The organism is Arthrobacter globiformis NBRC 12137, assembly GCF_000238915.1.
Classification (GTDB): domain Bacteria; phylum Actinomycetota; class Actinomycetes; order Actinomycetales; family Micrococcaceae; genus Arthrobacter; species Arthrobacter globiformis.
In genome coordinates this window covers 57,624-76,355 of sequence record NZ_BAEG01000016.1, presented here as the reverse complement: position 1 = coordinate 76,355, position 18,732 = coordinate 57,624, and the positions used below count along the sequence as shown (strand labels likewise).

Sequence of the window (18,732 nt, the reverse complement as noted above, 5' to 3'; positions counted from 1 at the left end):
GTCAGCCTCCGATGGCGCTCATGCTGCGGTCCGGCTGGACGAAGTCCGGCGCGTCGAGGCCCACGTGGTCCATGCCGTGGGCTTTGGGCTTCAGCCACATGGCATCCTGCCAGCGTTCGGCGAGCTCCTCGTCGCCGGCCCCTTGCCGCAGCAGGCCCAGCAGATCGAATTCCTCGCGGGAGAAGAGGCAGCTCATGATCTTGCCTTCGGCGGTGATCCGCGTCCGCCGGCAGTCGGAGCAGAACGGCTCGGTGACCGAGGCGATGATCCCCACAGTACCCAGCACCGGGCCGTGTGAATCTGCGCCGGCTGATTCAGCGGAACCGCCCGAATCACCGGAACTGCCGGAACCAGTCCGGCGTCGTACTTCAAAGCGTTCCGCCGGTGCCCCGTCGCGGGCGCGCGGATCCGGGCTGAGCACGAACTCCTCGGAGAGGAGTTCCCGGATCTCGGCAGCGGTGATCATGTTCCGGCGGGTCCAGCCGTGGTCCGCATCCAGGGGCATTTGCTCAATGAACCGCAGTTCGTAGCCACGCTCCAGCGCCCAGGCGAGGAGGGACGGCGATTCGGTGTCGTTGATGCCGCGCATCAGCACGGCGTTGAGCTTCACGGGTCCCAGTCCGGCGGCCCAGGCGGCGTCCACCCCGGCGAGGACCCGGTCCAGGAACGGGCGCCGGGTCAGTTTGGTGAAAGTTTCCTCGTGCAGCGAGTCCAGGGAAACGTTGATGCGGGTCAGCCCGGCGGCCTTGAGGGCTGCAGCCTTCCTGTCCAGCCCAACACCGTTCGTCGTCATGGAAATCGGAAGCTCCGGGTGTGCCTGGCGCAGCGCACCGATGATGTCCACAAGGTCGGCACGGACCAGCGGCTCGCCGCCGGTCAGCCGCAGCTCGCGCACGCCCAGCAGGTTCACGCCGATCCCCACGATCCGCACGATTTCCTCACCGGTCATGACTGCCTGCTTGGCGAGCCACTCCAGCCCCTCGGCGGGCATGCAGTACGTGCACCGCAGGTTGCACTTGTCCGTGAGCGAAAGCCGCATGTCCGTGGCCCTGCGGCCGTAGCGGTCCGCAAGGCCGGCGGGAGCGTCAGCCGGGCGGCGGGCGGGGATCCCGTCCGGGCGCTCAACCGGAAGGGGCTGCGAACCGGAACCGGGTGCGCCTCCTTCACGGAGCTGCGGTAGGCCAAGCTGAACACTCATGACTTCAGGCTACGCCACTGCGGGCCGCCGATCACACCCGCCGCGTTCCGTGACTGGGCTGCCGCTGCGGCGTCCGGCGACGCGCAGCGGCCAGGGATGACGGCGGTGGCGGAAAGCGCTGATGAACCTATGCTGGAAGGGTGAACGGTTCCCATGAGCCAAACCGGCACCGGCGCCGGTGGGCGGCGGCCGCAGGCGTTGTGGCAGCCGGCACCGGACTCGTCGCCAGCGAACTCATCGCCGGCTTCGTCAGTCCTTCACTTTCAACCATGACTGCCCTGGGCGGCGCCGTCATCGACGCGGTCCCGCCGGGTGTCAAGGACTGGGCTGTTTCCCTCTTCGGAACAGCGGACAAGCTTGCCCTGCTGGCCGGCATGGCGCTGGGAATCGCCATCTTCGCCGCCGCGGCAGGTGTCCTCGAGCTGCGCCGGCGCTTCGCGGGTGCCGCCGTCTTTGCCGTCTTCGGCGTCGTGGGCCTGGCCGCGGTCCTGACCCGCGCCCAGGTGACCGCCGCCGCCGTCGTTCTTCCGCTCCTTGCGGCCGGGATCGGAACGGCGGTGCTGCTAAAACTGGTCAGGGGCCTGGCTGCCACATACCGTGGCGGGGATACTGACCCGGGGCCGGCCCGGCGGAGCTTCTTCCAGCTGTTGGGAGGCACCTCGGCCGGCGTCCTGGTGGGCGGCGCCGTCGTCACCGTCTGGCGGGGCGGGGCCGCAGGCGTCAACGAGGTCCGCCGGACCCTGCGGCTGCCCGCACCGCAGTCCCCGGCACCGCCCATTCCGGCCGGCGCCGACATCCGGCTGGCCGGGGTGGCGCCGCTGGTCACACCCAACCCTGACTTTTACCGCATTGACACCGCACTGTCCGTTCCGGTGCTCGATTCCCGCGAGTGGCGGCTTAAGGTCACAGGGCTGGTGGAACGGGAAGTCGAGGTCTCCTTCGAGGACCTGCTGGCCAAGCCCTTCATCGAGCGGCACGTGACCATCGCCTGCGTGTCCAACGAGGTAGGCGGCGACCTGATCGGCAATGCCCGCTGGCTTGGCTGGCCGGTACGGGAGCTGCTGGCCATGGCCGGTCCCAAGCCGGACGCGGACATGGTCCTGTCCCGAAGCTCGGACGGCTTTACGGCCAGCACGCCGCTGGAGGTGCTCACCGACCGCCGTGATGCGCTGCTCGCCGTGGGCATGAACGGCGAGCCGCTCCCGCTCGAACACGGCTTCCCCGTGCGGATGATCGTCCCCGGACTGTACGGATATGTCTCGGCGACCAAGTGGCTCACCGAGCTCAAGGTCACCAGGTTCGCCGACGACGTTGCCTACTGGACACCGCGCGGCTGGTCCGAGCGCGGCCCCATCAAGATCTCATCCCGCATCGACGTGCCGCGGAATGGCGCCTTTATCCAGCCCGGGACTGTGGTGTTCGGCGGCGTGGCCTGGGCACAGCACACCGGAATCGGCAAGATCGAGCTGCGCGTGGACCGGGGCGACTGGCAGCCGGCCAGGCTCGCTCCGGGCATCTCGGTGGACACGTGGTACCAGTGGCAGCTCGGCATTGACCTTCAGCCCGGGCAGCATGAGGTCCAGGTGCGGGCCACGGACCTCCAAGGCACCGAACAGACGGAGGAACAGCGTTCGGTGGCACCGGACGGCGCCACGGGCTTCCACACCATTAGAGTGGACGTGAAAACGTAGCCCACCAAAGGCCGGACCATGCACAGCCATTCGCAGCCGCACGGCGATAGCGCCGTACGATCCGCCATGCCCCACGCCGGCGCTGCCGGCGCTGCCGCCCCACCCTCCGGCGACGCCGGCACCCACGAACACGGCACCCACGAACACGGCACGCACGATCACGGTGCCCACCGGAGCGTTGCAGACCACCGGCGGGCGGTCAGGGAGCTCCTCGAACCGCTGCTGTCCCCGGAACGGACTGAAAGGCTGCCGCTGGTCCAGGCGCTGGGCCGGGGACTGGCGGAGGACATCACCGCGCCGTTGAGCCTGCCCCCGTTTCCGAACTCCCAGATGGATGGCTTTGCCATCCGCTCCGGCGATGTGCCCGACGGCGGGGCGGACCTGCGCGTGGCGGCTCCGGTGCCCGCGGGCGCGAAACCCGCGCCCCTGCAGCCGGGCACCGCCGTCCCCATCATGACCGGTGCCATGGTGCCCGACGGGGCAGACGCCGTCGTACCCGTTGAACGGGCCGTCCCCTCCATCTTTCCGGCGGCAGGGGAAGAGGCTGAGGTGAGACTGCCGGCCACGGCAGCCGGGACGTTCATTCGCGCCGCCGGGAGCGACATCGACGCCGGCCAGCAGGCACTGGCCGCGGGCACCTGCCTGGGCCCGGCGCAGCTGGGCCTGCTCGCCGCGCTGGGCCTGCCCGAGGTTCTGGTGCGCAAGCAGCTATCGGTCCTGCTCGTCACCACGGGCGATGAAGTGGTGGAACCCGGGGAACCGCTGGGCGACGGCAAGATCTACGACGCCAACGGCACCCTCCTGGAATCCGCGTTGCGGCAGGCAGGGCTTGATGTGACCAGGGCCGGCATTTCCGCCGACAGCCCGGACGCCCTGCGGACGCTGCTGCGCACCCACACGTCCGCGGTGGACCTGATTGTCACCACCGGGGGAGTCAGCAAGGGCGCGTACGAGGTGGTGCGGCAGGCCATGGATGGCCAGGACGTGGCCTTCCAGCATGTCGCGATGCAGCCCGGCGGCCCCCAGGGGCTGGGAACGTTCGACGGCGTCCCCCTCCTTGCGTTTCCGGGGAACCCCGTCAGCTGCCTCGTCTCCTTTGAAATGTTCCTCCGCCCGGTGCTGGGCGAACTGTTTGGCGCGCCCGCGCCCAGGCCCGCGGTCCGGGCACGGCTGGCCCAGTCGCTGTCTTCCCCGCCGGGCAAGCACCAGGTCCGGCGCGGGTCCCTGCAGGCTGACGGTACAGTCCGGCTGCAGGGCGGCGAAAGCTCGCATTTGGTGCAGGCACTGGCCCACTCGAATGCCCTGGTCCACGTACCAGTGGGCACCGCCGCTCTCGACGAGGGCGCCGAGGTGGAAGTATGGATGCTGTGACTGCAGATAATGACCACGGCGCCCTGACCCATCTTCGCCGTGACGGCACAGCCCAGATGGTGGACGTCTCAGGAAAACCGGAGACCACGCGCGAGGCCACGGCCACGGCGACGGTCCGCAGCACCGCCGAGGTCCTGGCTCTGCTGGGCAGTGGCGGCCTGCCCAAGGGCGACGCACTGGCCGTTGCCCGGGTTGCCGGGATCATGGCAGCCAAGAAAACGCCTGAGCTGATCCCGCTGTGCCACCCGCTCCCGATTTCCAAGGTGACCGTCGACTTCGAACTCGGACCCGAGACGGTGGACATCCTGGCGACCGTCAAGACGCGCGGCGTGACCGGCGTCGAAATGGAGGCACTGACTGCTGCCTCCGTGGCGGCGCTGAGCGTCTACGACATGATCAAGGCCGTGGATAAGCACGCCGTGCTCACGGACATCAAGGTGTTGGCCAAGAGCGGCGGCAAGAGCGGGGACTGGGCCCTGTGAGCAACCATCCTTCGAATACCGCGGCACCGCACGTACACGGCGAGGTGCAGGGCCGGAAGGCCGGCGTCGTCATTGCCTCAACGCGAGCCGCCTCCGGCGTCTACCAGGACGAGACCGGGCCCGTCATCACAGACTGGCTCGCCGAACACGGCTTCGTGCCGTACCCGGTCATGGTGGTGCCCGACGGTGAACCGGTGGGCGCGGCGATCCGTGCGCTCCTGACCCAGGAACCCGCCGTCGTCATCACCAGCGGGGGGACCGGCCTGAGCCCGGACGACCAGACGCCGGAAATGACGCTGCCGCTCCTGGACCGTGAAATCCCCGGCATCATGGAGGGCATCCGCCAGTTCGGAACGGCGAAGACGCCCCATGCCATGCTGAGCCGCGGACATGCCGGTTCGGCCGGCCGGACTTTCATCATCAACCTGCCCGGATCACCCAAGGGGGTCATGGACGGTCTCTCCGTCCTGGATCCGGTGATCGGGCACCTATGCGACCAGTTGGAGGGCGGACATGGCCACTGAGGCTTCGTTCGAAGTAGTAACCGCAGTGCTTAGCAGCGAACCCATCTCCGTGGACCAGGCCATCGCCGCCGTGGAGTCGGAGACTGCCGGAGCGGTGGTCAGCTTTAGCGGCGTTGTCCGGAACCACGACGGCGGCAAGCCGGTCGACCGGCTCAGCTACACCGCCCACCCCACGGCACGGAAGGTGCTGGACGACGTCGTGGCGCAGCTGGTGGCGGAGCAGGCCGGGGCGGCTGGCGCCGACGGCGCTGCGTCTGGCGGTGCTGATGGTGCCGGCGCGGTTCCTCCGGTCCGGATCTGGGTCGCGCACCGGGTGGGCCCGCTGGAAATCGGCGACCCCGCCCTCGTCTGCGCGGTATCGGCCGCCCACCGCGGGCAGGCCTTCGCCGTGTGCTCCGAGCTGGTGGACCGGGTCAAGGCGCAGGTGCCGATCTGGAAAGAACAGTTCTTCAGCGACGGCACCGTTGAGTGGGTCGGGGCCGGGGAGTAGGGGCACAGCGCCGGGGAGTAAACGGACCGCAGCGCAGGGGACTGGAGGGCACACGCGTGAGGTAACGCATGCGCTCCGGTTCCGTCCGGCGGTCCCCCGAACGGTAGTGTTGAATCCATGACCCAACAACTTCCTGTCGCCGTTCTGGGCGCAAACGGGCGCATGGGCGCCGAGGCCGTCAAAGCTGTGGAGGCCGCTCCCGACATGAAGCTCGTCGCCGCGCTGGGACGCGGTGACTCCCTCGATTCCCTGGTCGACGCCGGCGCCCGGTACGTCGTCGACCTCACCGTTCCGGAGAGCACCGAGGAGAACGTCCGCTTCGCCGTCGAAAACGGCATGCACGCCGTGGTGGGCACCACGGGCTGGGACCTGGGCAGGCTGGAGTCGCTGGAGACCCTGCTGGCCGGCCACCCGGAGGTCGGTGTGCTGATTGCACCCAACTTCGCCCTGGGCTCCGTGCTCACCTCGGCATTCGCCGCCAAGGCGTCCAAGTACTTCGAATCCGTGGAGATCATCGAACTCCACCACCCGGACAAGGTGGACGCGCCGTCGGGTACCGCCGTGCGCACCGCCCAGCTGGTGGCAGCGGAACGCGAGGCGGCCGGCGTCGGCCCCAGCCCCGATGCCACCACCACTGAACTGGCCGGCGCCCGCGGCTGCGAGGTGGACGGCGTGCGCGTGCACAGCGTCCGGCTCCGGGGACTCGTGGCGCATCAGGAAGTCCTGCTCGGCGGCCCGGGGGAGCAGCTGACGCTCCGTCACGATTCCTTCGACCGGGCTTCCTTCATGCCCGGCGTGCTCCTGGGCGTGCGGAACGTCGCAGCGCACCCGGGGCTCACCGTCGGCCTGGACGGCTACCTGGACCTGGGGCTGTAACCCGGTGAAACCGCTTCTTGGCTGGCTGAGGACAAACCGCACCAAGATCTGGGTAGGCGCTGTGACGCTCCTGCTGGTCTTTTATCTCGTGGTGTCCTTCCAGCGCTCCGTCCTGCTGCTGACCGACGCCGAGGCCGTGGCCAAAGCCATCGGCGCGGCGTACCTCGTGCTGCCGGTGATTGGCGCCTGGGCCCTGATCCGGGAACTCCTTTTCGGCGCCCGGACCGAGCAGATGGCACGTGTGTTGGAGGCCGAAGGCGGCCTGCCGGAGGACAACCTGCCACGCACGCCGGCCGGCCGGATCATCCGGGCTGCCGCCGACCAGGAGTTCGAGAAGTACCGGGCGGAAACAGAAGCCGCCCCGGACGACTGGCGGTCCTGGTTCCGGCTCAGCTGCGCCTACGACGCGTCGGGTGACCGGAAACGGGCACGTTCCTCCATGCGGGATGCCGTGCGGCTGTTCCGCGCCTCCGGCGACGCACTGGCCCGGTAGCTACCGGATCCCGGCCCGCAAGTTACCGGATCCTGGCGGGCTGGTGCCGGCCCACCTGGTTGGCGGCATGCCCGAGCCATTCCAGCGGACCTCGCCATTTCAGGATTACGAAGACCATCCCGATCATCACGGCCAATGCCGCGTGTGCGAAGTACATCCCGTCTTCGGTCCAGCCCACGGGCAATGGCTTGAGATGGAACGACGCCACCACGCAAACGTGGGCGGTGTACAGCGTCAGCGTCATGGCACCCGGTCCCCGCAGCGGAAGCAGCAGGTCCAGCGCGAGCCACTGCCCCAGCCTGCCCACCAGAAGGCAAAGGCCGACGACGGCGGCCGCCACGCCGCTGGTATGCAGCAGGTCCAGGGTGGTTCCGGAATGGGGCGCGCTGCCGGCAAGCCACCACCACGATCCCTCCTGCCGGACACCGGCGAGGTTGACCTGCAGGAGGCTGTCCAACGGATAGCTGGGGTCCGTGAGGATCTCCTGGAGGGCGGCGCGGCCGCCCCACTGCTCCATCGCCGCTGTGCCCAGGACCTTGGAGAATGCCGCCACGGCCGTGCCGCCGAGCAGCAGCAACACCGGAACTATTGCCGCGGTCAGCGCGAGCCTGCCGATGACGAGCCCCACGAGCAGATACGAAATCCACAGGAATACCGGGTAGTACCCCGTCAGGAACAGGTCGCCCAGCAGCTGGCCCGAAGTGGTGAAGTCCTCCCACCCCGGGTTGTGGTTGAGCTGCAGCGGCGGATCTGCGGCCATGAGCCAGGGCCGAAGCAGGAAGGCAAGCAACGGGGACAGCAGGATCCAACCTGCTGCCCAGCCGCACAAGGCCTTCAGCCGCAGCCCGATGAACGGCAGAATGCACAGGAACAGCACGGCATAATGCACCAGAATCACCGCGATGTTGACGTCAAGCCCGCCGAGCGCCAGCCCGACGACGGCAATCACCAGGGCGCGCATCGCGATGCCGCGCCGTGCCGCCGTCAGTGCGGGGCCGTCAAGAGGCTGTTGCTTGCCGGTGGACAGGGCGAGCCCAATGCCAGCGAGCACGGCAAACAGGGCGGCGGCACGGCCGGAGAACGTCAGGCCCACCCACGTCGGGGTCAGTGCGGCATTGGCCTCGAAGGTCGGGAGCAGGTGCGTGGCCATCATGCCCAGGAGGGCCAGACCGCGGGCAGCATCGATACCGGCCAATCGGACGCCGGACGCCGGCCTCTTAGCTGTCTTGGACGATGCAGCCGTGCTCCGCGAGGTCATGATGTGATCGTCTCATATCCGCTGTGCAGGCCTGATTTTCGTGAACGGCTGGCTTCGGGCCTTAGTCACCGTCGCTCGAGTCACCGTTGCTCGAGTAATGAAGCAACACAACGCCGTTGCCGAACGACCGCGTTCCCTCGAGCTTAAGGCTCACCCCGATATCGGGGTCTTCGACAGCGCGCGCGCCCCAGAACCACGGGATGAACGAGAATCCGGAACTCGTCGATCAGGCCCTGCCGCATGAAGGCGGACGCCACATTGGCGCCGCTAAGGGCGATGTCGCCGCCGGGCTGGGCCTTCAGTTCCGCGATCTGTTCAGGCACGACGTCGTGAATCACCGTCGTGTTCCAGGCGGCCCGGGTGAGGGTCCGCGAAAACACGTACTTTGGCATCTCCCGCCAGATCCCGGCGAACTCGGCCATGGGCGCCGAGAGGCCGGGATTCTGGTCGGCCGTGGGCCAGAAACCGGCCATCAACTCATGGGTGATGCGCCCGGACATGAAGGCACCCATCGTCCGGAACCGCTCGTTGAGGTGGCGAAGGAGTTCGTCGTTCACCACATGCCAGCTGATGTCCCGGTCCAGCCCCTCGAAGAATCCATCCAGGGACACCGACATCATCAGGATGATCTTGCGCATTCGGGCACCTCCAGCTGACGGCGTAGGGCGGCAGGTCGCCGTCGTAGCTTCCAGTCAAGCACTCGGGGATCCGGCGGGACAGGACTAGACCGCGGGGCAGGCCAAGACACGGCGTGGACTACCGACTGTCGTACCCCTGATTCAGGATTGGTCTGGGCGCAACCTTGTATTCGAATATATGTTCGAATAGTATTGCCGGCATGAAGAAGTCATCAGGGCGCCCGGCAGGCCACCAGCTGGAAGGGCGCGAGCCGGGCGGGCACCGGCTCAGGAGTGACCCCCTCAAGGCCCCTGCGCTCCGGGCTGACCCGCTCCGGGTTGATCCGGTGAAGGGTGATCCGGTGAAGGGTGATCCGCTGAAAGCGATGAGCCCCGGCGTGGTGGACTTTCTTTTTCGGCAGCTCGTGGCGGGGGAGCCTGCCGAGGACATCCAGTGGGGCCGGGAAGGCGTCGCGCTCTCCGACCAGGCGCCGGGTGCGGAACTGGCACGCCGGCTGTCGGAAACGGATATCGATGCACTGACGCCCACGGAGCTGTTCCACTATGTCCGCGCCGCGCAGCGCCTCACCCTATGGGCCGAATCGTTGCGGGAGCTGGCCGTAGAGCGGTACTGCTCGGGGGCAGACCCCGCCTAGGATGGGCTCGTGACCGGACCGCTGACTGTATCCGCCATCCAGTACGCGGCCCTGGACGGCGGCATTGACGCGAATGTGCCTGAGCATGTGCGCCTCATCGAGGACGCCGACTCGCACGGTGCCAGGCTGGTGGTGTTTCCCGAGCTCTCCCTCACGGGGTACAACCTGCGGCTGCTCCGCGGCAGCGACCACTCGGGCGGGGGCCAGCCGGACGGGGGCCAGTGGGTGGCGCCCGGGGATCCTCGTCTGGACCCCATCCGGGAGATCTGCCGCAGGACGGGCATCACCGCCGTCGTCGGCGCGCCGTTTCGGGAGCCGGACGGGACGCCCCGGCTCGCCTCCCTCGCTATCCACCCGAACGGCGCGGAAGAGGCTGGCTTCAAGACGCACCTGCACGGCGACGAGGAGTCTCTGTTTGAAGCAGGGCCCGGATTCGAAAAAGGGAAGAGGTTCGAAGGAGGGCTGGGGATCGAAGCAGGACAGAGGTTCGGGCCGGAGCAGGGGTCTGAACTAGAGCAGGAGCCGCTCCTGCTGGACGTGGACGGCTGGAAGGTCGCCCTGGCCATCTGCTTCGATGCTGCCCATCCGGCGCACTCCGGGGCTGCTGCTGCTGCTGCCGGAGCCGACGTGTATGCCGTCTCGGCGCTCTACACGCAGGACGAAGGCCACCGGCTGGGGCTGCATCTTGGAGCGCGGGCCATGGACAACCGCATGTACGGCGTCCTTGCCAACCTCGGTGGCCAAACGCCGCTGGGGCCATCCTGCGGCCTGAGTGGTTTCTGGGGGCCGGACGGGCTGGCGATGCAACAGGCTGGCGGTGTGGGGACGGAAGTGGTCACCGCGGTCCTGCGGCGGGGTTCCCTGGACCGGTACCGCGGCTAGCGTTCGCGCCGGAATTTGACGTTCATCACGCGACGGCCATTGTCCTAACCTGCACGTGACAGGGTAACGTTTTTCCCATGGCTGACACTTCCGCGAACATTCCTGCCCTGGGCACCCTCCTGACCGCCATGGTCACCCCGTTCACCACTGACGGCAAGGTCGATTACCAGCAGGCCGCGGAACTGGCCAGCAAGCTCGTTGACGACGGCTGCGACGGCCTCGTTGTCACGGGAACCACCGGCGAGACGTCCACCCTCACCGACGAGGAAAACCTCGGAATGTTCCGCGCCGTGATGGAAGCCGTTGGCGGGCGTGCCGCCGTTATCGCCGGCACCGGAACCAACGACACCGCGCACTCCGTGCACCTGTCCCAGGAAGCCGCGAAGCTGGGCGTCGACGGCCTGCTGATCGTCACGCCGTACTACAACAAGCCCAGCCAGGCCGGTGTCCGGGCGCACTTCGAGACGGTCGCATCCGCCACGGACCTGCCTGTCATGCTCTACGACATCCCCGGACGGTCGTCCATCGAGATAGCGCCGGACACCATGATCCGCCTGGCCCAGCACCCGAACATCGTGGCCGTCAAGGACGCCAAGGCCGACTTCGCTGCGGCCACCCGCGTTCTGGCCGAGACTGACCTTGCCTTCTACTCCGGCGATGACGGACTGACCCTGCAGTGGATGGCCCTGGGCGCCGTCGGCCTGGTGGGTGTCACCACGCACGTCGCCACCCGCCGCTTCCGTGAGCTCATCGACGCGATCAACGCGAACGACCTCGGAACGGCCCGCAAGATCAACTTCGAGCTTGAACCGGTAGTGCGCGCAACGATGACCCGTGTCCAGGGTGCCGTTGCCGCGAAGCAAATTCTTAAATGGCAGGGAGTCCTGCCCAACTCGATTGTCCGCTTGCCCCTCGTGGAGCCGGACGAAGCCGAGATCGAAACCATCCGCGAGGACTTGGCGGAAGGAGGGCTGGTCTTTTCCTGACGGACTAAGACCGGCACTCTCTTCCGTCTGGAAAGAAGTGCATTATGACCCAAGTAGCCCTCCCCGGCCTCGTTACGCCTCCCCGCCTTCCCCAAGGCACCCTGCGGATTGTTCCGCTGGGCGGGCTGGGCGAGATTGGCCGGAACATGGCTGTGTTCGAAATCGACGGCAAACTGCTGGTTGTCGACTGCGGTGTCCTCTTCCCCGAGGAAACCCAGCCCGGCGTTGACCTGATCCTGCCCGATTTCTCCTACATCGAGGACCGGATCGATGACATCGTCGCCGTGGTCCTCACGCACGGCCACGAGGACCACATCGGAGCCGTTCCGTATCTGCTGCGGCTCCGCAACGACATTCCGCTCGTGGGCTCCCAGCTGACGCTGGCGCTGGTTGAGGCCAAGCTGCAGGAACACCGGATCAAGCCCTACACGCTCTCCGTCACCGAGGGGCAGGTGGAGCAGTTCGGGCCCTTCCAGTGCGAGTTCGTTGCTGTCAACCACTCCATCCCGGACGCCTTGGCCGTTTTCATCCGCACGGCCGGCGGCACGGTGCTGCACACGGGCGACTTCAAGATGGACCAGCTTCCCCTCGACGGCCGCATCACCGATCTCCGGCACTTCGCCAAGCTGGGCGAAGAAGGCGTGGACCTGTTCATGTCCGACTCCACCAACGCCGACGTTCCGGGCTTCACCACCGCCGAGAAGGAGATCGGTCCCACCCTGGACCGGCTCTTCGGCCAAGCCACCAAGCGCATCATCGTCGCATCGTTCTCCTCGCACGTCCACAGGGTCCAGCAGGTCCTGGACGCCGCGGCCAAGCACGGCCGCAGCGTCGCCTTCGTGGGACGTTCCATGGTGCGGAACATGGCCATCGCCGCCAAGCTCGGCTACCTGCACGTGCCGGACGGCATCCTGGTGGACCTGAAGAACATCGACACTTTGCCCGACAACCGCGTGGTGCTGATGTCCACCGGCTCCCAGGGCGAGCCCATGGCCGCGCTTTCACGCATGGCCAACGGAGACCACCGCGTGGTGGTGGGCCAGGGCGACACGGTCATCCTTGCCTCCAGCCTCATTCCCGGCAACGAGAACGCCGTCTTCCGCATCATCAACGGCCTGCTGAAGCTCGGCGCCGACGTGATCCACAAGGGCAACGCCAAGGTCCATGTGTCCGGCCACGCCGCGGCAGGGGAACTGCTTTACTGCTACAACATCCTCGAGCCGCTCAACGCCATGCCGGTGCACGGCGAGACGCGCCACCTGATCGCCAACGGCAAGATCGCGGAGGAGTCGGGAGTTCCGACAGCGAGCATCCTGCTTGCAGACAACGGCACCGTGATCGACCTGAAGGACCACCAGGCCGACATCGTGGGCCAGGTCGAGGTCGGTTTCGTGTATGTGGACGGTTCCAGCGTCGGCGAAATCACTGACGCCGACCTCAAGGACCGCCGTGTCCTGGGCGATGAGGGCTTCATCTCCATCATCACGGTCATCAACCGGGCGAATGGCAAGGTTGTCTCCGGACCCGAGATCCACGCCCGCGGCGTCGCCGAGGACGACTCAGTCTTCGACGACATCATTCCCAAGATCAACGCCGCACTGGAGGAGGCGGTGCTCAGCAACGCTGACCACACCAACCACCAGCTGCAGCAGATCGTCCGCCGGATCGTGGGCACCTGGGTTAACCGCAAGCTGCGCCGGCGCCCCATGATCATCCCGGTGGTCCTGGAGGCCTAACCACGGGTGGCCAGGGGTTGAACACAGCCCCCGGCAGCCCGGAAATCCGCGGTTCCGCGGCCGCGGTGGAGTACCGTGGCAGATATGGCCACTCGTACTTCCCCCGCGCCAAAACGTACCTCCAGCAGTAAAACGGGCGCACCCGCAGGCCGCAGCGGCTCCTCGGCGGCCAAATCCGGCCGGTCCGGATCGTCCGGCGGCAGTGCCCGCACACGCCAGCTTCCCGCCGTCGAACACCGGCAGCCCTGGCTGCTGCGCGTGGCCGGCGGGGCCTGGCTGGGCATCGGCCACCTGGTGGGCGGGGGAGTGCGCCGCATTGGCCAGGACGTCAGCGACTTGGCACCCGAGGACCGCCGTGACGGGGCTGCCCTGTTCAACCTGGCCCTGGCCGTCTTCATCGCTACCTTCGCCTGGTGGGGTCTCCGCGGCTGGTTCCCGGACGCTGTCTACGCCGTGGTCAACGGCACATTCGGCTGGATGTCGCTGGTCCTGCCGCTCATGCTCTTCGTGTGCGCCTGCAGGCTGTTCCGGCAGCCCGTGGACGGCCGCGGAAACAACCGAGTGGGCATCGGCTTCCTCATCATGACGTTCGCAGGCTGCGGCATCGCGCACATCGTGGGCGGCCAGCCGACCGTCAGCGAGGGCTTCGATGGGCTGCGGCAGGCCGGCGGCATGCTCGGATTCCTGGCAGCCTCCCCGCTGGCCGCCATTCACCCCGCTGTCCCGGTGGTCCTGTACGGGCTGCTGGCCTTCGTGTCCGTGCTCATCGTGACGGCCACGCCGTTCGGTGCGATTCCTCGGCGGCTGCGCGGTGCCTACGAGCACCTGATGGGCGTCGACCTCCAGGAAAACGACGGCGACGCCCACGACCGCAGCTACCTGGACGAAAACAGCCGTCCCGCGCCGAAGAAGAAGCGCAAGCGGCTCTTTGGCAAGGATGAGGAAGCCGATCCCCGGCTGGAGGGCTACGTCGGAGACGAAGCCTTTGAGCACGCCGTGATCGACGACGACGACCCGTCACCGGGCGCCAGCAAGGGAACCCCTGCCGTGGCCCCCGGCGTCCGGCGGCCCACCCAGGCGGAGATCGCCGTCGAGAAGATCAAGGCAGCCCAGGGGCTCGGCACCAAGGGCGCCGACGCCGAGAACGCCACCGAGGCCATTCCGCTGGTGACGCCGGGCATGGCCGGCGCAGCCGCTGTACCGGGTGCAACTCCCGGTGCTGCCGTGCAGGTGCCTGCCAAACCTGTGGCGCCTGCGCCGCTGCCCACCCCCATTCCGCAGCGCACAGAGCAGCTGTCGCTGGCGGGCGACGTCACGTACACGCTGCCGTCGTCCGACGTGCTGACGCCCGGCTCCATTCCCAAGGAGCGCACGGAAGCCAATGACGCCGTCGTGGCCGCCCTGACGGACACGCTCCAGCAGTTCAACGTGGACGCCACCGTAACCGGCTTCAGCCGGGGTCCGACCGTGACCCGCTACGAAATCGAACTGGCTCCCGGCACCAAGGTGGAGCGGGTCACCGCGCTGTCAAAAAACATCTCGTACGCGGTCGCCTCGAGTGACGTGCGCATCCTTAGCCCCATTCCCGGCAAATCCGCCATCGGCATCGAAATCCCCAACACGGACCGTGAAACAGTGTCGCTCGGCGACGTCCTGCGCAGCCAGAACGCCCGCCGTACCGACCACCCCATGGTCATGGGCGTCGGCAAGGACGTCGAGGGCGGCTACGTCGTGGCCAACCTCGCGAAAATGCCCCACCTGCTGGTGGCCGGTGCCACCGGTGCCGGTAAGTCCTCGTTCGTGAACTCCATGATCACGTCCCTGCTGATGCGCGCCACCCCCGACGAGGTCCGCATGGTCATGGTGGACCCCAAGCGCGTGGAACTCACCGCCTACGAAGGCGTGCCGCACCTCATCACGCCGATCATCACCAACCCCAAGAAGGCAGCCGAGGCGCTGCAGTGGGTGGTCCGCGAAATGGACGCCCGCTATGACGACCTCGCCAACTACGGGTTCAAGCACGTCGACGACTTCAACAAGGCAGTGCGCGCCGGCAAAGTCCAGCCGCCCGTGGACTCCAAGCGCGTCATCCGGCCCTACCCCTACCTCCTGGTGATCGTCGATGAGCTCGCAGACCTGATGATGGTGGCGCCGCGCGATGTCGAGGACTCCATCGTCCGGATCACGCAGCTGGCCCGAGCCGCCGGCATCCACCTGGTGCTCGCCACGCAGCGCCCGTCCGTCGACGTGGTCACCGGCCTGATCAAGGCCAACGTGCCGTCCCGCATGGCCTTCGCCACCTCGTCCGTGACCGACTCCCGCGTGGTCCTGGACCAGCCCGGTGCGGAAAAGCTGATCGGGCAGGGTGACGCCCTGTTCCTTCCGATGGGTGCCTCCAAGGCGATGCGTGTGCAGGGCGCTTGGGTCACCGAGTCCGAAATCCACAAGGTGGTAGAACACGTCAAAGGCCAGCTCCAGGCCGTGTACCGTGATGACGTCGCACCCGAAGCGCAGAAGAAGCAGATCGACGACGACATCGGGGACGACCTCGAAGTGCTGCTGCAGGCCACGGAGCTGGTGGTCACCACCCAGTTCGGCTCGACGTCCATGCTGCAGCGCAAGCTCCGCGTCGGGTTCGCCAAGGCTGGCCGCCTCATGGACCTGCTGGAATCACGCGGCGTGGTTGGCCCGTCGGAAGGTTCCAAGGCCCGCGATGTGCTGGTCAAGCCGGACGACCTCGCCGCGGTGCTGGCTGCGATGAAGGGCCAGGAGGCTCCGGCGACGGCAGATTCGCAGACTGCCGCGCTCAGCGACAACGCCAACGCCAACATCGCGCAGGGCGGCTACGCGGAGGACCTCGTTGCCGCGGACCTGGACAACCGCACCCAGAGCATCGAGTATTACGACGGCGCCGACACTGCCGGTGACGACGAGGACGGTTCGGAGGACGCCTGGTCCCTTACCGGCCGCTAGTCCTAAAGACGGCAGTCGTAAGGTGAACAAGGATTTGGTAGCGCCGAAGACGGTAGCCTAGAAGGGTGACAAGCACCGAAGCGACCGCGGCCGGCTCCAACAGCTCCGGTATCTGGAATCTCCCCAACATCCTCACGATGCTCCGCATTGTGCTGGTGCCGTTCTTCGTGTGGTTCCTCATCGCCGACGCCCCCGGCCTGCGCAGCGAATCCGGTGCCTGGCGCTGGGCAGCAGTGGCGGCGTTCGCCGTCGCGATTTACACGGACAAGCTCGACGGCGACATCGCCCGCAGCAGGGGACTGGTCACCGACTTCGGCAAGATCGCCGACCCGATCGCGGACAAACTTCTGACCGGCTCCGCGCTGGTCATGCTGTGCGTCCTGAACGAGCTGCCCTGGTGGATCACCATCGTGATCCTGGTCCGTGAGTGGGGCATCACGGCGCTGCGGTTCTTCGTGATCCGCTACGGCGTCATCCCGGCATCGCGCGGCGGCAAGCTCAAGACTGTCGTCCAGACCGTGGCGATCTTCCTCTACCTTCTTCCGCTGGCACCCATCGCCCCGTGGCTGACCTGGGTGGCCTTTGCGGTCATGCTCGCTGCCGTGCTGATCACGGTCTGGACCGGCGTCGAATACGTTATCCAGGCGCTGAAAGTCAGGTCGGAGGGGCTGCGCCGGCGGGCTGCGGACCAGGATAACCCCAACCAGGACAGCCCAAACCAGGAAGGCCAGCCGTGACGAATCTGCACCGGATCGCCGGAGAGGCCGTGGCAGCGGCCGTCGGGCGTGGCGTAACCGTCGCCACCGCCGAGTCACTCACCGCCGGAATGGTGGCCGCTGTCCTGGCCGATACCCCGGGGGCGTCTGCCATGCTGCAGGGCGGCGTGGTCTCCTACAACAACACCGTGAAGCGGGACGTTCTTGGCGTTCCGCAGGACCTGCTGGACGCCGTCGGCTCGGTGGACGAAGCGGTTGCTGCCGCCATGGCGCAAGGCGCCCGGCGCGTCTGCGCCGCGGACCTGGCCGTCTCCACCACAGGCGTAGCAGGGCCCGAGGCGCACGACGGCAAGGCCGTGGGAACGGTGTTCGTGGGCGTCGCCACCGCAGACGGTGTGCAGACCTTTCCCTACAACTTCCAGGGCACCCGGGCAGAGATCCGCGGACTGGCTTGTGGCGCCGCTTTGGAGCGTCTGCAGGAGGCACTCGCTGCGCTGGGCTGAGCCCATGACTGCGCTAAGCTACCGGGAGTAAGGTTGCGGGGAACAAAAAGCGATTCCGAATAGTTGTCACATTGTGTCGCCTCTCCTTGAGGGAGGCGCCTAGGATGAAGAGAACAAATGCGGTTCACGTCACAGTGAATCGAAAGCATGAGGGAGCAAGGCGATACAGATGGTAAAGCAGCCCGTGTCCGTAAACGGCGTTGTCCGCTGGAAGGACGTGGGCCTCGCCGATCAGGCCAAGAGCGAACAGAAGGAGCGCAAGATGGTTGTACTTCGTCACGAAATTGGTGATGTTCTGCGCGATGTCCGCCAGCGTCAAGGGCGTACCCTCCGCGAAGTGTCGCACAGCGCCCGGGTATCCCTGGGTTACCTCAGTGAAGTGGAACGCGGCCAGAAGGAAGCGTCCTCGGAACTCCTGTCCTCGATCTGCTCGGCGCTGGATGTACCTCTTTCCAGCATGCTCCGCGAGGTCAGCGACCGCGTTGCCGTCGCTGAAGGCGTTGCCGTGCCGGATACCGTCCCGCAGGAATTCTCCCAGCGTTACGGCCGGGACCTTGAGCGCGACCTGAGCAGCGAGCTCAACAACGAACTGGCAACGGAAATGCTTTCGGGCGCCCGGTAACTGGATCCGGTAATCCGGACCACGGAACTACAGCGAAGGCCTCCGGCAGTGCCGGAGGCCTTCGTCGTGCCAGTCCAATCGCGCCCTGCTGTCCAGAGGCGCTCTGCTGTCCAGCGGCGCCTCGATGGCTAGGATCCGCCGTGGTGCTTAGACGCCGTCCTTGGGAAACCCGTCACGTTCGTACGTGGCGTTGAGTTTGGCCATGTAGGCAGCCAGTGCCTCAAGATCCTCCACCGGCCATTCGCCCAGGCGCTCCCGGAACACCTGCCGCCTGGCATCCTGCACCTGGTGCATCTTCTCCTCGCCTTCGGCGGTGAGCCTGATAGTTTGCGCCCGGCCATCCAGGGGATCGGCTTCCTTGAGCACCAGGCCGATGCTTTCAAGGAACGCGATCTGCCTGCTGACAGAGGGCTTGCCGACGCCGATGCAGGATGCGAGTTCGGTCAGACGGATGGGCCCGCTCTTGCGGATGACTGTGAGCAGGCCGTAGGCGGCGGGCTCCATATCCGGGTGGACCTCGCGGGACAGTTGCTGGGAAACGGACCGGGCCCGACGCCAGAAAAGGCTGATCTGATGCTCCACGTTGGTCAGTGCCGTATCAAGCGTGTCCTCGAAGGGGGCAGCGGCTCCGGGGGCTTCAGCGGGGTTGCTCATGGCA

At 67.2% G+C, this 18,732-nt stretch carries 19 protein-coding genes; 15 read left to right on the top strand and 4 right to left on the bottom strand.

The window, feature by feature from the left end:
* Position 1: 1 nt before the first annotated feature.
* Positions 2-1,198 carry a GTP 3',8-cyclase MoaA gene (gene moaA / locus ARGLB_RS03140; protein ID WP_003798797.1) on the bottom strand — a complete coding sequence of 399 codons (1,197 nt, stop codon included), beginning with the start codon at positions 1,196-1,198 and terminating at the stop codon, positions 2-4.
* Between the two features lie 269 nt (positions 1,199-1,467).
* Here moaA and ARGLB_RS03135 point away from each other — a divergent pair, with 269 nt between their 5' ends.
* The 7 genes from ARGLB_RS03135 to ARGLB_RS03105 all read left to right on the top strand — a co-directional run bounded on the left by ARGLB_RS03135 (position 1,468) and on the right by ARGLB_RS03105 (position 7,125).
* Entirely contained in the window at positions 1,468-2,889 is a 1,422-nt protein-coding gene (locus ARGLB_RS03135) for a molybdopterin-dependent oxidoreductase (RefSeq protein ID WP_083839583.1), read from the top strand.
* A 66-nt stretch (positions 2,890-2,955) separates the two neighbouring features.
* Positions 2,956-4,260 carry a molybdopterin molybdotransferase MoeA gene (locus tag ARGLB_RS03130; protein ID WP_139023233.1) on the top strand — a complete coding sequence of 435 codons (1,305 nt, stop codon included), beginning with the start codon at positions 2,956-2,958 and terminating at the stop codon, positions 4,258-4,260.
* Positions 4,248-4,742 (top strand): cyclic pyranopterin monophosphate synthase MoaC, encoded by a 495-nt coding sequence (gene moaC, locus ARGLB_RS03125; RefSeq protein ID WP_003798791.1) that lies wholly within the window; start codon positions 4,248-4,250, stop codon positions 4,740-4,742. The genes ARGLB_RS03130 and moaC overlap by 13 nt, the downstream gene beginning before the upstream one ends.
* Positions 4,739-5,266, top strand: a complete 528-nt coding sequence (locus tag ARGLB_RS03120) for a MogA/MoaB family molybdenum cofactor biosynthesis protein (RefSeq protein ID WP_003798788.1) — start codon at positions 4,739-4,741, stop codon at positions 5,264-5,266. Before moaC ends, ARGLB_RS03120 begins: the two co-directional genes overlap by 4 nt.
* Positions 5,256-5,756 carry a molybdenum cofactor biosynthesis protein MoaE gene (locus ARGLB_RS03115; protein WP_003798786.1) on the top strand — a complete coding sequence of 167 codons (501 nt, stop codon included), beginning with the start codon at positions 5,256-5,258 and terminating at the stop codon, positions 5,754-5,756. The genes ARGLB_RS03120 and ARGLB_RS03115 overlap by 11 nt, the downstream gene beginning before the upstream one ends.
* Before the next feature lie 117 nt (positions 5,757-5,873).
* Positions 5,874-6,632, top strand: coding sequence for a 4-hydroxy-tetrahydrodipicolinate reductase (gene dapB / locus ARGLB_RS03110; RefSeq protein ID WP_003798784.1), 759 nt, complete (start codon positions 5,874-5,876; stop codon positions 6,630-6,632).
* A gap of 4 nt (positions 6,633-6,636) precedes the next feature.
* Positions 6,637-7,125 (top strand): hypothetical protein, encoded by a 489-nt coding sequence (locus ARGLB_RS03105; RefSeq protein ID WP_003798782.1) that lies wholly within the window; start codon positions 6,637-6,639, stop codon positions 7,123-7,125.
* Between the two features lie 22 nt (positions 7,126-7,147).
* Here ARGLB_RS03105 and ARGLB_RS03100 read toward each other — a convergent pair whose 3' ends face one another.
* Entirely contained in the window at positions 7,148-8,383 is a 1,236-nt protein-coding gene (locus ARGLB_RS03100) for a heparan-alpha-glucosaminide N-acetyltransferase domain-containing protein (RefSeq protein ID WP_043417782.1), read from the bottom strand.
* A 143-nt stretch (positions 8,384-8,526) separates the two neighbouring features.
* A complete protein-coding gene (locus tag ARGLB_RS03095; RefSeq protein WP_003798779.1) occupies positions 8,527-9,021 on the bottom strand; it encodes a dihydrofolate reductase family protein in 495 nt (164 codons plus the stop codon).
* Between the two features lie 200 nt (positions 9,022-9,221).
* Here ARGLB_RS03095 and ARGLB_RS23950 point away from each other — a divergent pair, with 200 nt between their 5' ends.
* The 8 genes from ARGLB_RS23950 to ARGLB_RS03055 all read left to right on the top strand — a co-directional run bounded on the left by ARGLB_RS23950 (position 9,222) and on the right by ARGLB_RS03055 (position 18,074).
* Entirely contained in the window at positions 9,222-9,656 is a 435-nt protein-coding gene (locus ARGLB_RS23950) for a hypothetical protein (RefSeq protein WP_003798777.1), read from the top strand.
* Positions 9,657-9,665: 9 nt separating this feature from the next.
* The gene (locus ARGLB_RS03085; RefSeq protein ID WP_003798775.1) at positions 9,666-10,538 is read left to right on the top strand and encodes a carbon-nitrogen hydrolase family protein; all 873 of its coding nucleotides are present in this window, start codon (positions 9,666-9,668) and stop codon (positions 10,536-10,538) included.
* Between the two features lie 77 nt (positions 10,539-10,615).
* A complete protein-coding gene (gene dapA, locus ARGLB_RS03080) occupies positions 10,616-11,524 on the top strand; it encodes a 4-hydroxy-tetrahydrodipicolinate synthase (RefSeq protein WP_003798773.1) in 909 nt (302 codons plus the stop codon).
* Positions 11,525-11,568: 44 nt separating this feature from the next.
* Positions 11,569-13,260: a ribonuclease J gene (locus tag ARGLB_RS03075; RefSeq protein WP_003798770.1), complete on the top strand. Its 1,692-nt coding sequence runs from the start codon at positions 11,569-11,571 to the stop codon at positions 13,258-13,260.
* Between the two features lie 84 nt (positions 13,261-13,344).
* Complete coding sequence (locus ARGLB_RS03070; protein WP_043417781.1) at positions 13,345-16,233, top strand: FtsK/SpoIIIE family DNA translocase; 2,889 nt, start codon at positions 13,345-13,347, stop codon at positions 16,231-16,233.
* Between the two features lie 65 nt (positions 16,234-16,298).
* Positions 16,299-16,970 (top strand): CDP-diacylglycerol--glycerol-3-phosphate 3-phosphatidyltransferase, encoded by a 672-nt coding sequence (gene pgsA, locus ARGLB_RS03065; RefSeq protein ID WP_003798767.1) that lies wholly within the window; start codon positions 16,299-16,301, stop codon positions 16,968-16,970.
* On the top strand, positions 16,967-17,452 hold the full coding sequence (locus ARGLB_RS03060; protein WP_003798765.1) for a CinA family protein: 486 nt from the start codon (positions 16,967-16,969) through the stop codon (positions 17,450-17,452). The genes pgsA and ARGLB_RS03060 overlap by 4 nt, the downstream gene beginning before the upstream one ends.
* Positions 17,453-17,621: 169 nt before the next feature.
* A complete protein-coding gene (locus ARGLB_RS03055; RefSeq protein WP_003798764.1) occupies positions 17,622-18,074 on the top strand; it encodes a helix-turn-helix domain-containing protein in 453 nt (150 codons plus the stop codon).
* 147 nt (positions 18,075-18,221) lie between these two features.
* Here ARGLB_RS03055 and ARGLB_RS03050 read toward each other — a convergent pair whose 3' ends face one another.
* The gene (locus ARGLB_RS03050) at positions 18,222-18,728 is read right to left on the bottom strand and encodes a MarR family winged helix-turn-helix transcriptional regulator (protein WP_003798763.1); all 507 of its coding nucleotides are present in this window, start codon (positions 18,726-18,728) and stop codon (positions 18,222-18,224) included.
* Positions 18,729-18,732 lie beyond the last annotated feature (4 nt).

Coding starts and splice junctions, on each gene's coding strand:
- ARGLB_RS03100 (WP_043417782.1), bottom strand. CDS start 8,383: ATGACCTCGCGGAGCACGGCTGCATCGTCCAAGACAGCTAAGAGGCCG.
- ARGLB_RS03095 (WP_003798779.1), bottom strand. CDS start 9,021: ATGCGCAAGATCATCCTGATGATGTCGGTGTCCCTGGATGGATTCTTC.
- ARGLB_RS03115 (WP_003798786.1), top strand. CDS start 5,256: ATGGCCACTGAGGCTTCGTTCGAAGTAGTAACCGCAGTGCTTAGCAGC.
- dapB (WP_003798784.1), top strand. CDS start 5,874: ATGACCCAACAACTTCCTGTCGCCGTTCTGGGCGCAAACGGGCGCATG.
- moaA (WP_003798797.1), bottom strand. CDS start 1,198: ATGAGTGTTCAGCTTGGCCTACCGCAGCTCCGTGAAGGAGGCGCACCC.
- ARGLB_RS03070 (WP_043417781.1), top strand. CDS start 13,345: ATGGCCACTCGTACTTCCCCCGCGCCAAAACGTACCTCCAGCAGTAAA.
- ARGLB_RS03135 (WP_083839583.1), top strand. CDS start 1,468: ATGACTGCCCTGGGCGGCGCCGTCATCGACGCGGTCCCGCCGGGTGTC.
- ARGLB_RS03075 (WP_003798770.1), top strand. CDS start 11,569: ATGACCCAAGTAGCCCTCCCCGGCCTCGTTACGCCTCCCCGCCTTCCC.
- ARGLB_RS23950 (WP_003798777.1), top strand. CDS start 9,222: ATGAAGAAGTCATCAGGGCGCCCGGCAGGCCACCAGCTGGAAGGGCGC.
- dapA (WP_003798773.1), top strand. CDS start 10,616: ATGGCTGACACTTCCGCGAACATTCCTGCCCTGGGCACCCTCCTGACC.
- ARGLB_RS03050 (WP_003798763.1), bottom strand. CDS start 18,728: ATGAGCAACCCCGCTGAAGCCCCCGGAGCCGCTGCCCCCTTCGAGGAC.
- moaC (WP_003798791.1), top strand. CDS start 4,248: ATGGATGCTGTGACTGCAGATAATGACCACGGCGCCCTGACCCATCTT.
- ARGLB_RS03055 (WP_003798764.1), top strand. CDS start 17,622: ATGGTAAAGCAGCCCGTGTCCGTAAACGGCGTTGTCCGCTGGAAGGAC.
- ARGLB_RS03130 (WP_139023233.1), top strand. CDS start 2,956: ATGCCCCACGCCGGCGCTGCCGGCGCTGCCGCCCCACCCTCCGGCGAC.